The sequence below is a fragment of the Mucilaginibacter sp. P2_D11 genome (assembly GCF_056404435.1).
This window is the reverse complement of the sequence record NZ_JBFUEA010000010.1, coordinates 233,753-249,217: the sequence shown is the minus strand read 5'-3', so window position 1 is coordinate 249,217 and position 15,465 is coordinate 233,753. Positions and strand designations below refer to the sequence as shown.

Here is a 15,465-nt window from a genome sequence, read left to right as displayed (position 1 = left end):
ATCTGAAACGAACATGCTGATGCGCAACAAACAAATCGCCATAGTAGGCGCAGGCCCCGCCGGATTAACCTTAGCACGGCTTTTACAGCTTAAGGGCGCAAACGTAAAGGTTTACGAAAGGGATTTTGACAAATATGCCCGCGTGCAAGGCTCCCCGCTGGATATGCACGAAGGTTCGGGACTGGATGCCTTGCGGCACGCAGGCCTGTTGAACGAGTTTTATGCCAGCGTGCATATAGGTGCTGATAAGAAAATTATCGTCAACGAGTGCGCAGAGATATGTTTCAGCGACCATGAAAGCGATACCACGGCTATGTCTTCCCGCCCCGAGATGGACCGAGGCACCTTAAGGAAGATATTACTGGAATCCTTACGACCGGAAACCGTTGTATGGGATAGGCATTTCCTCTCAATGGAGAAACATAATGATGGTTGGATGCTGCATTTCAGGAACGGTGCTTCCGCTTATGCTGACTTGGTGATTGCAACGGATGGGGCTAACTCTAAGATACGCCCTTACGTTACCAACATAACGGCCCTGTATTCGGGCATTACCATGGTGGAATTGAATATCAACGATGCCGCGAATACCATTCCCGCCATTTATAAATTGCTCAACGGTGGCAAGGTGATGGCCTTTGGCGATGGGAAATGCATACTGGGTGGCCAAAAAGGCACCGGCGACCTGGGGTTTTACCTGAGCTTAAAAGTTGATGAGGCCTGGGCTACCTGCAACAACGCGGATTACGCGGACAATACCCATCTGCTGGCCTGGTTTAAAAACGAATACACAGGATGGGCCGACATGTGGGACGAGATAATCATAAACGCCACCAGCCCAATCATCCCCCGCCCTATTTATTATATGCCTTTAGCCCAAACCTGGGAAGCGCAGCCGAACGTAACCCTGCTGGGCGATGCCGCGCATGTAATGCCTCCCTTTGCCGGCGAAGGCGCTAATATGGCCATGCTGGATGCCCTGGCTCTAAGCGAATGCTTGACATCGGATAAATCCAATGGCTTGCAGGAAGCCATAACTGCTTACGAAACAGCTATGCGCCAAAGAGCGGCGACAGCCACCCGGCAGTCGCTCGAAAATGGTGAACGGATGCACAGCCCGTGTGCGTTGGAGAATATGCTGGCTATTTTTTAGATAGAGTTGGGCTTCCCGTTCCTATCCAAAACATTTTCGAGGTTTTGTAGGTTTAAAAAATTGCGTGCTGGTTAACAGCGGCCATTTAAATTGCTCCGACTTGAAGAATCAACATACAAATACCTACCGAAGCATTGCTGCGGTACTGTCAACAGTACTATTTTTAAGTTTGTGTGAGGCTGCCTCGGCGCAGGTGCAGCCCATCCCTGCCGATACCGTAAAGAGCGCAAAAATGAAATCCCTCCAGCTAAAGCAGCAAAATAACCAGCAGCAGGCCGAGCTGGCCCGGCAGTATGATATTGCCGATTTGTTCAAGGATATCTTCCACCCCAAACGAAAACCTGATACGGTATTCAAGAAACCCTCAGGCATAACCATTATACCCAATATCGCTTCCAACCCCAGTATTGGCTCGCAGTTGGGCATCAAAGCCGTGGCCGGCCGTAAGTTTGGCGACGACCCAAACACGCTACTTTCTGTTGCAGCAACCTCCGCCTCAATCACCACCAAAGGCATCATTTATTTTTATGTAAACCATAACGTTTACACGCCAGGCAACGCCTGGAATTTCCAGGGCAACCTGGTGGCCGCCAAAACCGTATCGCCCGATTTTGGGCTGGGCATAGCCGAGCCCAATAGTGGCAGTGCCGACGACCAAACGTTGGCCAATGCGGCGCGTAAAGGCCGGGCCTTGCATTCGCTCTATTTCAACCTGCGCGAGAAGGTTTACAAAGAGGTGCAGAAGAATTTATTTGTGGGTGCAGGGGTATCGTTCGACATCCGCAGTAAAATAGAAGACAAAAAGTCCGTAGGTGCCACGCCTTATAGCATCTACAACGAACGGCATGGTTTTGATAACGACCATTACCGTTCAAACGGCTTGCTGTTCAACGTGCAGTACACTACGCGCGATAACCAGAACCGGCCTTACAAAGGCATTTATGCCGATGCCGGCTTCCGCATCAACCAAACCTGGATGGCTAGCTCTAAAAACTCGGTACAATTCATAACAGATTTCAGGAAGTACTTCAGCTTATCCTCCAGCCATCCCGAGCATGTTATTGCGTTTTGGAACTGGGGTTCGTATCTGATAAGCGGGAACATACCCTACCTCGAATTGCCCGGCACGGCCAAGGACGGGGCTTTCCGTAGCGGGCGCGGTTACGTTACACAGTATTTTAAAGGAACCAAATACAACTACTCTGAGGCCGAATACCGATTCCCGATAACACGCAATAAATTCCTTAGCGGCGTGGCGTTCTTTAACCTGCAAACCGCAAACGATGAGGCAGGGACTCAAATCTTTAAAGTTTGGCAACCCGGCGCAGGCGGCGGCTTGCGCGTACTGTTCAACAAAGCCACCCGCACCAATTTATGCCTGGATTATGCCTGGGGCAAATACGGCGCAAGGGGCTTCTTTTTGGGCCTGAACGAGGCATTTTAGGTTTTCCCGGCCCGCTGTATTATCCATTATCTTATTCGGATTATCCATTTGCGCCGATAAGCAAGCCCGCTATTTTTATTCCAACCAATTTTGTAGGAATATAAATCTGCCATGATGCTTGCCAAAAGATATTTTGTTGCCTGTTTACTGATCATCATTTCTATGCAGGGCTTTGCCCAGCAAAAGCAAAAAGCCCGCATGCCGGGGTTTATGAAAAAACGCTTCGGCATGTTTATCCATTTTGGGCCGGTGACTTTAAGGGGTACCGAAATTGGCTGGAGCCGCAATAAAGAAGTAGCACAGGCCGATTACGACAGCCTTTATAAAGAGTTCAACCCGGTACTGTTCAATGCCGATACCTGGGTGAAGGCCGCCAAGGATGCCGGGATGAAATATCTGGTCATTACGGCAAAGCACCACGATGGCTTTTGCCTGTGGCCTACGGCATTCTCTGCTTATAACGTTATGCATTCGCCGTTTAAGCGCGATATCCTTGCCGAATTGTCCAAGGCTTGCAAAAAGCAGGGCATTACATTCGGCATTTACTGCACCGTGCTTGATTGGCACGATGCCGACTACCCCATCCACAACCCTTACGATTCTACGAAGAACGTAAAGGGCAATATGCCTGCCTTTAAGGCACGGATGAAGGGGCAGCTTAAAGAATTAATTACCAAATACGACCCCTACCTGCTTTGGTTCGATGGCTACTGGGAAAAACCATGGACGAACGCCGATGGCCGCGAGATATACGACTACATCAAAAGCCTCAACCCCAATATATTGGTGAATAACCGGCTTGGCAAAGTGAGCGAGGTGCTCAACAACGAATCGGTTGGCGATTACCTTACGCCCGAACAACGCATCGGTCAGCTAAATATGAACGAACCCTGGGAAAGCTGCATCACCATTTGCCAGCAATGGGCCTGGAAACCGAACGACCAGATGAAGTCCCTCAAGGAATGCATACAAACGCTTGTAAAAACCGCGGCCGGCAATGGCAACCTGTTGTTCAATGTGGGCCCGATGATGGACGGGCGAATAGAAGGTCGGCAGATAACCCGCCTAAAAGAAATAGGCCTTTGGATGAAAACCTACGGCAGCACCATCTACGGCACCAAAGGCGGTCCCTTTGCGCCGAACGATAATTTTGCTGCCACCCGGAAAGGCAATAAAATTTATCTGCATGTGTTCAATGCCGCTAATGGTGCTGTGAACATCCCAACTATGCCCGGCGTATCCATCAACAAAGCCTATTTGTTCAACGGTAAAGCGGTCACCATAAACCAAACGGGCAATTCTATACAAATTAGCCTGCCCGCAAAATTGCCTGATGATAACAGCAACGTGGTGGTTTTAGAACTTAACCAGGATGCGGAGAAAATACCCGTCATCAAATAAAACGCTGCATAAATGAAGATATTTATAATCGTGTTGCTCCTTCTTATTGTTTGCATAACGGTTTATAACCATGTGCCCGGCAACCATCCGGCTAAACGTTATGCCAGCATTACCGGCTTAAAGCCCGATAAGGTTGACCGATACAAGTACCTGCATGCGCACGCCTGGCCCGCAGTCCTCAAAAAAATCAAGGAATGCAACATACGCAACTACTCCATCTATATTAAACAGGTTGATGGCAAGCCCTACCTGTTCAGCTATTTCGAATACACAGGCGACGACTTTGGTGCAGATATGAAAAAAATGGCCGCCGATAGCATCACCCGAAAATGGTGGCAAGAAACCGACCCTACCCAAATCCCGCTTCCCGATGCGGCTGCAAAAGGGAAAATATGGAGCGATATGGAGGAAGTGTTCCATACCAATTAGACGGATAGTTAACGGGCGAAGCCTCATTACAATCTCTGGGGGCTTTACCGTAGCGATGGGTTTGAAACCCATAGCTACGGTAAAGCCAGGCCCCTTGGGCAACAACCCGCCCATTTAGCGTATCTTTGCCATTCCTTCAGTTACCGATATGATAAAGCAAGCGCTCCAAAACCTTAAGATAGATACCCTCAACCCCATGCAGGTGGCCGCCATTGCTGCCGCCGAAAAAAGCGACGTGATATTATTGTCGCCCACCGGCTCGGGCAAAACGCTTGGATTTTTGTTACCATTGCTGGGCTTGCTGGATGCCGGCGTATCAACCGTACAGGTGCTAATTTTGGTACCATCGCGCGAATTAGCCTTGCAGATAGAGCAGGTTTTCCGCAGCATGGGCAGCGGTTTTAAGGTAAATTGCTGCTATGGTGGCCACCCCGTGCGCACGGAAGTAAAAAACCTTTCGCAACCGCCGGCAGTTTTAGTTGGCACGCCGGGCCGTATTGCCCACCACCTGCGCCGCGAAACTTTTAGTACCGATACTATCATCACGCTTATTTTGGACGAGTTCGATAAAGCGCTGGAATTTGGTTTCCAGGAAGATATGAGCTATATCATAGGTCAGTTGCGAAGCGTAAGGAAACGCATCCTCACCTCGGCTACCCAGATGGACGAGATACCCCGCTTCACCGGTATCAACAAACCCATCCGGCTTAACTATCTCGACAACATCACCGCAGCACCCAACCTGCTGCAAAAAATAATAATAGCCGAACCTGCCGACCGGTTAGAGGCCCTGTTTGCGCTCATCTGCAAAATTGGCGATAAGCCCACGCTGGTGTTCTGTAACCACCGCGAGGCCGTAGAACGCATCAGCGATACGCTTTGGGATAACGGCCTGCCCAACGATATCTTCCACGGCGGCATGGAGCAGGACGACCGCGAACGTGCCCTGATCAAATTCCGCAATGGCAGCCACCGCATCCTCATCACTACCGACCTTGCCTCGCGCGGTTTGGATATCCCCGAGATTGAGCATGTGATACATTACCAATTGCCTCATACCGAAGAAGCCTTTACCCACCGCAACGGCCGCACCGCGCGCATGCACGCCACCGGTACCTCCTACCTGCTGTTATCGCCCGGCGAACAACCCACCTACCTCAGAGGCTTGCCCGAAACCGAAGACTTATCGGGCGAAATCGTCATCCCACCGCCCTCGCCATGGACTACGCTTTACCTAGCCGCCGGCAAAAAGGATAAGGTAAACAAGGTAGACATAGTAGGCCTCCTGCTGAAAAAAGGCGAATTGGATAAGGAAGACCTCGGGTTGATAGAAGTTTTAGATTTCTCTTCTTACGCTGCCGTAAAACGGGTACGTGCCGAACGGGTTGTGGCGTTAGTGAAGAATGAAAAAATTAAAGGGAAAAAGGTTAAGATAGAGATATCGAAGTAAGGCCGCGCCCCAATGCGCAGCCTTCTTCAAATTAAATCATGCGATATGGTTTAGGTTGAACTACTTTGAAGTTCGACCATAGGATGCAGCAGCCTGCACAATTCCATAAATTATTTTTTCTTTTTTTAAGCCGGCATCCTAATTAGGCATTTGCGTATTCATAACCAAACCTTAATACAAAGCCCTGCCTATTTTATCTAAATAAGCCTATCTTAGCACCACTAAATTAAAACCATCATGAAAAAATTATCACTATTGCTTACGGTAATCGTATTTACCTGTACGGCCGCCATTGCGCAAATTACCCGCGAACAAACCATCGCCGAATGGACCCGCGCCAAAGCTTACACCAAAGCCTATCTGGATGCCATGCCTGCCGACGGCTTCACCTTTAAGGCCACGCCCGAAACCCGCACCTTTGCCCAACAGTTTTTGCACCTGGCCGATGCCAATTACTTCTTTTTAACCACAGCTAGCGGTAAGGATAGCCCCCTTGGAAAAGATGTATCGGTGGAAAAAACCATAGCCCAAACTAAGGAAGCCACCACCAAGGCGGTTTTAGATAGCTACGATTTTGCCATAGCAACCATACAAGGCATGACTGATGCACAACTAACCGAAGTGGTTACCATGCGCGGCACCATGAAAGCATCGCGCGGGTTGCTGTTGGCCAAAGCATTTGAGCACCAAACCCACCACCGTGGGCAAAGCACTATCTACTTCCGCTTAAAAGGCATCGCCCCGCCAAACGAAATGCTATTCTAAACGATAAGGAACAAATAGAAAAGATGCTGCTTCGGGATAACCGGGGCAGCATTTTTTGTTTTAGGGTGGTTTGAATTTCGTCTCATCCTTTTAAGTCCCTGTTTTACGCGTTGTTAATTGTTAAAATTTGTTAATTAATTTGGTTTATTACGAAATTATCGTAGATTTACGAAACAATCGTAGAAAGATGGAGAAATTATCACAACAGGAAGAAGAAGCAATGCAGGCGGCCTGGCAGTCGGGAGCAGGTTTTATAAGAGAATTTTTAGAATTGCTTAACGAGCCGAAGCCCCCCTACACCACTCTCGCATCAACCATAAAAAATCTGGAGAACAAGGGTTTTTTAAAGAGCGAGAAATTCGGCAACTCGTACCGCTACACCCCGGCTATAAAAGAGGAAGAATACAAGAAACGCTTCATGAGCGGGTTCGTGAGCGATTACTTCCAAAACTCGTATAAGGACCTGGTTACCTTTTTTGCCAACGACAAAAAAATCAGCGCCAGCGACCTGAAAGAAATCATCAAACTGATAGAAAAATCTTAAAACCTATTGCAATGCCAACCTTATTTGTTTTTTTATTTAAAGTGAACATGGCCCTGCTGCTGTTTTGCGCAGGCTATTACCTGGTGCTGCGCCACCTTACTTTTTATTCGTTAAACAGGGTTTATTTAATAACAGCAATCATCTTCGCCAGTATCTACCCTAAGATAGACCTTACGGCATTTGCGCAACGGCACGAGAACATTGCGCTGCCCGTGCAAACCGTAATGCTTAACTGGCAGGCACCGGCAGCAAAATTGGTAAAGCCCCTCTCCCAGCCCGATTACTGGCAATGGGCAACCATAGCGTTCTGGGCGGGCGCAGCACTGCTGGGCATACGCTTGCTGGTGCAGTTGTTTTCGCTGGTCAAGCTCCACCGCCGGTCGACTGCGGCCAGCATCATGAACCACGATGTGAGGCTCATCAGCGGCGAGGCGGCCCCTTTCTCGTTCTGGCGCAGCATATATGTAAACCCGGCCAATCACTCGGCGGCCGACCTGAAGGCGATCCTGCTGCACGAGCAGGTGCACGTAAACGGCTGGCATACGCTGGATATTTTGCTGGCCGAACTGAGCAGCATCTTTTACTGGTTCAACCCCGGCGTTTGGCTCATGAAAAAGGCCGTGCGCGAAAACATAGAATTTATTACCGATCGTAAAATCCTCAATAAAGGTATCGATACCAAAGCCTATCAATACAGCCTGGTGAACGTAAGTTTCAACGCCACTACGCCCGGCATCGTAAACCATTTCAATATTTCCACCATCAAAAAACGCATAATCATGATGAACGCAAAAAGATCTTCGAGGGTAAACCTTACGCGCTATGCATTTATAGTGCCCGCCGTGGCATTACTGCTGGTATTCAGTTTCTCTAATGCAGCCACGGTAAAAAAAGGTAGCGAAAAGGCTTACAAAGCTATCACCACCACCATCTCCGCTAATTTAAAAGCTATTGAGTTAAAATCAGTTGTGCCGGATTTACTGGCCGATAACGCTAAAAAAATATTTGGGATAGATGATACAGATACTTCGGCCATAGACGCTTCCGCAGGCTATATGTTTTATGTAAACGGTGTAAAAAGCGATAAGGATGGGCCACAGTTTTCCAGCAATACAGAAAGTATGTATTTTTTGAATGCCGCAAACGCCAAAAAATACTTCCATGCCGGCGATGGAAAACAGAACGTTGCTTTTGCCTTTACAGCAAACTCTGCCGATGGAAAAGTGATGAAAGATAAAATTGAGCAGCTGATTGCGGAGCATAAAATTGCACGTAACCAACTTAACCCGCAAGCATTGCGTAAGATCAATGACAGGATTGCTGAATTTGATGCAGATCAAATAGACGTAAGAGAAAATTTCACCTCTACTCCCAACAAAGAAAATTACGGCGCGCTTGTTAGAGATACGATTCAAAAGTTCAAGACGGTTTATACAGTAAACAACATCAGCCTGCTGGATTCACTGAACTATGTATTGAACGGAAAGAAGATTACTATAGATGAGTTCAATAAGATCGACCCTAACAAAATTGTATCGGTAAATATCGTAACTGCCGAAGTTGCCAAAACCATGCTGAACGACTTCGATAGCATGCATTTTAAACCTAATAGCAAGATACTTTTCATTGCCACTAACGACTCTGACAAAGGCAGGCAACTGGCCGAACAGTTCAACGATGTAAGGGTAACCGGCATCAGCGTGAACGGCCAGCGCATGAAAATAGGCAGCGATATGAGGCCGCACCAGATAGACTCCATTGTTATTGCAAGGGCGGGCAAACCCACCAAAAAACTTACAAGGGTAACAATCAACGGAAGCGACAATTTGGTATATGCCGGCCTTTCGCCACGGGAAATAGATTCGGTTATTGTACTAAAAGGCGGTGGCACGGTAAGGCTGAATCAGCTGACCGGCGATGCCGCTACCATAAATAACGTGCAGGTAAGAGCGCTCACCTACAAATCGGCAGATGTAAACCGTAAGCTTAACAATGTAAAAGTATATGGCCGGGCTGTTGCCGGTAGCCCCGATGTGGTAGAGGTGCGCGCCTTACAAGGCAACCTGTTTTACAACGATAAAAACATCAGCCGTATATCCGATAAACTCATCATTATCGATGGCAAAGAAGCTACAGAAAGCGATTTGAAAAAACTTTCGGCCTTCGATATCGACAGGATGAGCACCTCATCAGATGCCGACACCGTGAAAAAATACGGCAGCAAAGCCAAATACGGTGTGGTTTACATCTTCACCAAAAAAGCCAAATAATTTAGACTGGTTTATATAGTTAATTAGCAGCGGGCCGGGCAATTGATTTGCCTGGCCCGCTGTTTTATTTTTATACGGTTGTGTAGCGTAAATAAGGCGATAGATGGTATAATTTTGCACTTTTTATGCAGAAAACACGCATGGCAGGGATTTTGATAAACAGGTAATGACCTAAAACATCTATTAAAAAATATCAAAATATGTCTATCTCTGCATACCAAAACCCGACCGATGTTCAATTAAAGGTTGTTAATGCGCAAAGCACTACAAGCGAAAACCCGAATAGCAAGGTAGCCACATCCAAGATATTCGGTATATCGTTCACCTATTTGCACAAAGCATACCGTACCAAGGTAATGAAAGTGATTTATGCCGGGAAAGAAGCCATGTATAAAGTGGTGATGCCCTGCAGCCTTAACCAGGGTACCAGCACCCATTGGCTGCAACGCCAGGGAAATAACTGGTTAATACTGCTTGGCCAGGATATGGATGCCAAACTGCTAAAAGTGGTAGGTACCGCTATCGATTGCCTGGAGTAATAAATACAGGAATCAATTTACATCCCCCCAAAAAAAATCAACCATAAACAAACAGGCCCCGGGTTTTCCGGGGCCTGTTTGTTTGCATTTATACTGTGGAGTGCTGATTAAACTTCGGTTACCGTTGGATCTATCCCATCGGTATCGTTAAGGTATAATGGCCGATCTTTTTTGAAGATGGCGGCAAAAATCAGTGCAAAAACAAATACGAAGATAATGCCGATAACAATGGATTGGATTTGTTTGCCAATGCTAACATTTTTTTGATCTTGAAACTGCTGGTGCACTTTTTCCATCTGCTTATCTATAGCGGCTTGGTCTGCGTTGCTTTTCTCTAACATCGAAGTAGTTACGTTAACCATTGCTGCCTCCATTTTATCAACCATATTTGGCTCGATAATTTTGGCAAAAAGCACGCTGCTTAAAATATAACTTACCAGGTAGGCCGCAAAAAACATAATAAAAATGCCGGTCACTGCTTGCTTAAAATTCCAGTATCCGCCGATAGTTTTACGGAGATCGCTGCAAAAAAGGACGGAAATAACGATAGGAATAATTACAGACAGCAATACTGGCCCAAGAATTACCAACATCATGGATGTGGCCATGGTGGTCATAAAATAAAACGAAAGAATACCAAGCACGCCTAGTATTATTCCTAAAATAAGGCCTTTTTTAAGGCTCTGGCTTTTTAGTTGTTTGTCAAATTCTTCGCTCATGGTGGTTAAGGGTTTAGTTTATTTTCTTTATGAATTAAAGCTTGTTAAAATAGCCAATACCGCCATATCAAAAGCCGGCGCAACAGCATTATCCGCGATAATTTTTTCTTCGGATGCCGTTGGCTCCGGGTTTTGGAAAAAGCAAATCATGGGGTAAAATAACTCCTTTAGTTCCGAGTCGTCGTCTAACGTACCGGCCACCTTCGCTATTTCGGCGGCGGGGCTTTCTATTAGTATCTGGTTGGCAATTACCGGTTCGTAAATGCGGTACTCATCCTGAAACTCGTCTTCATCTACCAGCAAAAACTCTTTCAGGTAATCGTCCAGCTCGGGGTCTATCCCTTCGTCTTCGCATTCGTTTAGGTACAGCAGCAGGTTAAGCAGTTCGGTGCCCCTATCCAGCGTTTGTTCTTCTATTTTTTCCCATTCGGGTGTATCCAGGTAATCGTCTTCCAGCTTCTTTACGTCTTCGCTAAAAAAGTTCACCATCAGCAGATCGAAAAACACTTCGTGCAATTCTTCCAACTTAGGGTTATCGTTGAAGATCTCGTCGAGAGAATCAACTTTTTTCAGGAAATCATCGTCGGATGAAAAAAGCTTTTCGAATTTAGCGTTGAGGGCAACAGCGTCAAAGCCATCATATGCGGTGAAAGCCTGTAATGCGCCGCTAAGGCCTTTGCTTACTTTCGGGTCAGTCATGGTTAATTAGAGTTAATTATTTGGTGATTATTACAGGTTAACAAAACTTTTCCTTTTAAGTTCTGCCCCAGGAAAGGCGAGTTGTAGCTTTTAGAAAGGTTGCTGCCCCGGGTGTATTCCCATTCGGCTTCGGCATCCAGCAAAACCAGGTTGGCGGGTTGCCCTTCAGCAAAAGTCGGCACGTCAACGTTCAATATTTTCCGCGGGTTAATGGCCAGTTTCTGTACAATAAGCTCAATAGGCAGACCGGCTTTAAGCGCCAGCGAAAAGGCCGTCTGCAGGCCGATGATGCCATATTCTGCCACCTCGAACTCCACATCCTTAAACTCTATCTCGTGCGGGGTGTGCTGCGTTACCAGGGCATCTATAGTGCCATCTTTAAGCCCCGCAATCAGTGCATCCACATCGGCCTGGGTGCGCAGCGGCGGTTTTACTTTATACAAGCTGTCGAAACCCATCAGGGCCTCGTCTGTCAGTACAATATTGTGGATAGCGGTATCGCAGGTTACCTTAAGGCCACGTTTCTTGGCTTCGCGGATAAGCTCTACCGAACGTGCGGTTGATATGGTGGTAAAATGGATATCCGTGCCCGAATCCTCGGCCAGGTAAATGTCCCTTGCTACCATCAGCTCTTCGGCCAGCGATGGCAGGCCCTTCATGCCCAGCATAGTGCTTACCACGCCCTCGTTCATTTTGGCCTTGCCGGCTATGAACGCATCCTCGGCATAAGAAAACACTTTGGCTCCAAAACCCTGCACGTATAACAAGGCACGTTCCATCAGGCCGGCATCCTGCACGGGGCGGTTACCATCGGTAAAAGCCCTTGCGCCGCTCTTGAACATATCGTACATTTCTGATAGGTCTTTCCCTTCCCTTTTATTGGAGATGGTACCCAGGGGATATATATCCACCAGATTGCCTTTTGCGCGGTTAAGCAGGTATTCTACTTCGGCTTTGGAGTGTACGGGTGGATGTGTATTAGGCATTAAGGCTATACCTGTAAAACCACCGGCTGCGGCGGCGGCGGTACCGGTTTGGAGGTCTTCCTTAGTTTCCAGCCCCAGTTCGCCCACGTTGCAATTCAGATCGAAGAAGCCCGGAGCGATGTATTTGCCCGTAGCATCTATGCCGTCGGAATATTCTGCGGGGATAGAAGAAGCTATCTTGCTGATAAGACCGTCTTTGATGAGGATATCGGCAACCTGGTTATGGAACGGAGAATCGGGATGGACAACAGTGGCAGATTTGATAAGCAAATTCATTATCGCTGTTTATGGTGGGTTTTATGATTATCCGGCCTGCTGCACAATGCCCGAACCGGTTTTATAGAACCTGATCAGCAATATTTCGGCGGCCAGAAATATCAAAGCCAAAATTATACAAAGTTTCCATAATTGCAGGCCCGAATTTTCGGCAGTGTTGATATTGTTCAAGTTAAATTTTTCGCCATCGGTAACGGTACCCTTTTGCCGGAATAAATTCGCCAGTTCGCCCTTGCTGAGGTACCTGAGGTCAGATTCACTTCGGTTATCGTTAAAAGCCAGTACGGCTGCGGTGCTGTCCTGCTTTTTTAGCTCATATATACCGGTTTGGCTAAGCTGACCCGGCAGATAAAGCATGGTGCTCCCCTCCTGCTGCCGCACATCGGGTATAACGGATTCGCTGCCCTTCACCAATTTTACCTGTTGCTTTTCGGTAGCCTGCAGCGGCACCGTTTCTATGGCCTGGTTGCTGCCGAGCGTGTATGACAGCGGCTGGTCGTGCCCGCTTAGCAAAGCAATCCTGAATACAGTGGGTACGAACAGGGCGTGCAGGGGCAGGTTGCTGAAATCCTCATTAAGTGCAACGGCAGAGAGATATAGCTTACCCTTGCCCAAACTGTACCCCTCCCAAAGCGACTGGCCGGTTTGCAATTTCATCAGGCTTTCGGCTGGTTTAGTAGCTCCGCCTAAAGCGTAGTGTTTTTTAACCTGTGGCAGATCCGGGTTTTGCGGGAAAGACTCAAAGATGTTTTTAAACACCTCGCTTTGCAGGTTTAGATTGGAAACCTTTGTTGCCTCGGCAATCGTTTTGCCGGGGTAAGCTGTGCCCATCGGCTGTAAAAAGGACTGATATGATGGCAGGTTAGCTTCTCCCGACGGAAATACCAGCAGCGTGCCGCCTTTATTTACATACGCTTTTAATTGTTGCGCCAGGCCTGTAGATACATCGTCGATATCGCTCATCACGATAAGGGGGTAAGTGCTAAGCGATGCATAGTCTACATTTCCGTCCTGCGTACGGGAAATGGAAAAAAAAGCATCTGCGCCGAAAACAGCGTTGAGGTACTTGTTTGGCTTGCCCCCATCTACTAGCAGCACCTTCAGTTTACTGTTCACATTGAAGCTGAAGTAAAAGGAGTTATCGAAAGTGATTGGGTTGTCTTGCAACTGTATTTCGCCACGCTGCCACCCCGCCTGCAATCCCGAGAAGGTGAGCGTATCGGTTTGGGTGGTATTGGCTGCAACCGTAAAGCTGCCCAGGGATTTTTGCTCACCGTTTATCAAAAGCTTCAGGGGTATCTTCTCGGCGGTTTTGCCGGCATAGTTCTTTAATCTTACCACCAGTTTCTCACTTTCGCCGGGGCGGTGCGTAGCATTGAGTAACCATACCGAATCTACCGCTACATTAGGCAATTCGTTGGCTTTTAACTGAATTAGGTTTACTGCTATATCTTTATTTGCGGTATCTGCACTGCCCGCCATATTCTTCTGGAAATCGGAGATGATATACTGTTGCTTCAGCGCGCCGGGCTGCATATCCAGCAGGCTCTGCTGCCGGGCAATTATTTGGGTCAGGCTGCGGCTTTGTGCGCTTATCCTGAGGGCATCTACAGCATCGTTGAACTCGTCGCGGTTAAGCAGGCGTTGGTGTCGGCCTTCGAAGTCCTGGCTCAGTAGCTGGAAGCGGTCGTTTACCGAATACGCGGAGGCTATCTGCTTGGCTTTTTGCTTAGCTTCATCTAAAAGGCTGCCCTCGCGGTTGAGGGTTTGCATAGAGTAAGAGTTATCTACGAAAATGCTCACCAACTGCTGTTTGCCTGCATCAGCCGCGTCCTTGCCTGGGATAAACGGCCTCGCGAAAGCAAAAACCAAAAAGGCCAGGGCCAGCATTCGGGCGGCCAATATCAGTCGCTCCTTAATGTTTCGGCGCGAAGCCTGCTGCTCCTGCACCTCTTTAAGGAACTGCACATTGCTGAAGTACACCTTTTTGTACCGCCTGAAATTGAACAGGTGCACCACCACAGGTATAGCCAGGGTAGATAGTGCAAACAGGAAAGCCGGATACAAAAAGTGCATGTATGCCTCAGATTGGATGTACTACAAATCTGCAAAAATAAATTGGATGTAGGGTTAGATAGATGTGCAGGTGTGCAGATTTCAGATGTGCAGATGAAGAGCGAACGTGCGGATCTCACCACATCGAAGAACATTTTAACTTTTCAACTTTCAAACTTTCCAACCTCCTCCCCCGTTTTGTAACAAGTTCGACACCATGCCTCATAAACGGCAACAATTAAGTTACAAGCATTTCGTTTAAACTATTGGTTAGTATCTTTATCAAAACATCAATTAAAAACTAAAAATTCAAAAATGAAAAAGATCATGTTGATTTGCTGTTTCGTTATCGGGATAGCAACTGTAAGCCGCGCGCAGGGCGGTATGAGGATGAGCGCTGCCGATAGGGTTAAGGCGATGAAAGAATCGTTGAAATTAACCGACGATCAGGTAACCAAGATTACCGTTTTGTTTGAGGCACAAACCAAACAGATGGATAGCTTACGCAGTGCCGGTGCCGACAGGTCGGCGATGATGCCGGTTAGGCAAGCTACAAATGATAAAGTAAAAGCACTTTTAACTGCCGAGCAAGCCACAGCATGGCAAAAACAAATAGACGAAATGCGCGCCCGCATGCAGCAAGGCGGTGGTGGCGGTGCCCCTCCACGGAAATAATTCCCTAACAGGAAAAATAAGGAAGCGGCGATGAGCCGCTTTTTTTATTTTTGACGCATA

General features: G+C 47.5%; 14 protein-coding genes. 10 read left to right on the top strand and 4 right to left on the bottom strand.

All coding sequences use genetic code 11. The annotated features are described in order from the left end of the window. Nucleotides 1–19: 19 nt before the first annotated feature. The 9 genes from AC1DXC_RS17515 to AC1DXC_RS17475 all read left to right on the top strand — a co-directional run bounded on the left by AC1DXC_RS17515 (nucleotide 20) and on the right by AC1DXC_RS17475 (nucleotide 9,995). Nucleotides 20–1,153 (top strand): FAD-dependent oxidoreductase, encoded by a 1,134-nt coding sequence (locus tag AC1DXC_RS17515; protein WP_477460462.1) that lies wholly within the window; start codon nucleotides 20–22, stop codon nucleotides 1,151–1,153. A 100-nt stretch (nucleotides 1,154–1,253) separates the two neighbouring features. Next, nucleotides 1,254–2,597 carry a BamA/TamA family outer membrane protein gene (locus tag AC1DXC_RS17510; RefSeq protein WP_477460461.1) on the top strand — a complete coding sequence of 448 codons (1,344 nt, stop codon included), beginning with the start codon at nucleotides 1,254–1,256 and terminating at the stop codon, nucleotides 2,595–2,597. 111 nt (nucleotides 2,598–2,708) lie between these two features. Then, on the top strand, nucleotides 2,709–3,998 hold the full coding sequence (locus AC1DXC_RS17505) for an alpha-L-fucosidase (RefSeq protein ID WP_477460460.1): 1,290 nt from the start codon (nucleotides 2,709–2,711) through the stop codon (nucleotides 3,996–3,998). A gap of 12 nt (nucleotides 3,999–4,010) precedes the next feature. Next, nucleotides 4,011–4,427: an L-rhamnose mutarotase gene (locus AC1DXC_RS17500; RefSeq protein ID WP_477460459.1), complete on the top strand. Its 417-nt coding sequence runs from the start codon at nucleotides 4,011–4,013 to the stop codon at nucleotides 4,425–4,427. Between the two features lie 148 nt (nucleotides 4,428–4,575). Then, nucleotides 4,576–5,877: a DEAD/DEAH box helicase gene (locus tag AC1DXC_RS17495; protein WP_477460458.1), complete on the top strand. Its 1,302-nt coding sequence runs from the start codon at nucleotides 4,576–4,578 to the stop codon at nucleotides 5,875–5,877. A gap of 237 nt (nucleotides 5,878–6,114) precedes the next feature. Next, a complete protein-coding gene (locus AC1DXC_RS17490) occupies nucleotides 6,115–6,642 on the top strand; it encodes a DinB family protein (protein WP_477460457.1) in 528 nt (175 codons plus the stop codon). A 187-nt stretch (nucleotides 6,643–6,829) separates the two neighbouring features. Continuing rightward, nucleotides 6,830–7,186, top strand: a complete 357-nt coding sequence (locus AC1DXC_RS17485) for a BlaI/MecI/CopY family transcriptional regulator (protein ID WP_477460456.1) — start codon at nucleotides 6,830–6,832, stop codon at nucleotides 7,184–7,186. Nucleotides 7,187–7,197: 11 nt separating this feature from the next. Next, on the top strand, nucleotides 7,198–9,456 hold the full coding sequence (locus AC1DXC_RS17480; protein ID WP_477460455.1) for a M56 family metallopeptidase: 2,259 nt from the start codon (nucleotides 7,198–7,200) through the stop codon (nucleotides 9,454–9,456). Between the two features lie 200 nt (nucleotides 9,457–9,656). Next, nucleotides 9,657–9,995: a hypothetical protein gene (locus tag AC1DXC_RS17475; RefSeq protein ID WP_477460454.1), complete on the top strand. Its 339-nt coding sequence runs from the start codon at nucleotides 9,657–9,659 to the stop codon at nucleotides 9,993–9,995. 107 nt (nucleotides 9,996–10,102) lie between these two features. On the opposite strand, the gene AC1DXC_RS17470 is transcribed toward AC1DXC_RS17475, so the two are convergent. Genes AC1DXC_RS17470 through AC1DXC_RS17455 form a run of 4 tightly spaced genes read right to left on the bottom strand, consistent with a single transcriptional unit; the run spans nucleotide 10,103 to nucleotide 14,751 of the window. Then, on the bottom strand, nucleotides 10,103–10,714 hold the full coding sequence (locus AC1DXC_RS17470) for a DUF4199 domain-containing protein (protein ID WP_477460453.1): 612 nt from the start codon (nucleotides 10,712–10,714) through the stop codon (nucleotides 10,103–10,105). Nucleotides 10,715–10,741: 27 nt separating this feature from the next. Continuing rightward, the gene (locus AC1DXC_RS17465) at nucleotides 10,742–11,413 is read right to left on the bottom strand and encodes a hypothetical protein (RefSeq protein ID WP_477460452.1); all 672 of its coding nucleotides are present in this window, start codon (nucleotides 11,411–11,413) and stop codon (nucleotides 10,742–10,744) included. Nucleotides 11,414–11,415: 2 nt separating this feature from the next. Beyond that, nucleotides 11,416–12,675 (bottom strand): dihydroorotase, encoded by a 1,260-nt coding sequence (locus AC1DXC_RS17460; protein WP_477460451.1) that lies wholly within the window; start codon nucleotides 12,673–12,675, stop codon nucleotides 11,416–11,418. A 27-nt stretch (nucleotides 12,676–12,702) separates the two neighbouring features. Continuing rightward, nucleotides 12,703–14,751: a BatA domain-containing protein gene (locus tag AC1DXC_RS17455; protein WP_477460450.1), complete on the bottom strand. Its 2,049-nt coding sequence runs from the start codon at nucleotides 14,749–14,751 to the stop codon at nucleotides 12,703–12,705. A 294-nt stretch (nucleotides 14,752–15,045) separates the two neighbouring features. On the opposite strand from AC1DXC_RS17455, the gene AC1DXC_RS17450 reads away from it, so the two are divergent. Continuing rightward, on the top strand, nucleotides 15,046–15,405 hold the full coding sequence (locus AC1DXC_RS17450) for a Spy/CpxP family protein refolding chaperone (protein WP_477460449.1): 360 nt from the start codon (nucleotides 15,046–15,048) through the stop codon (nucleotides 15,403–15,405). Nucleotides 15,406–15,465: the final 60 nt, after the last annotated feature.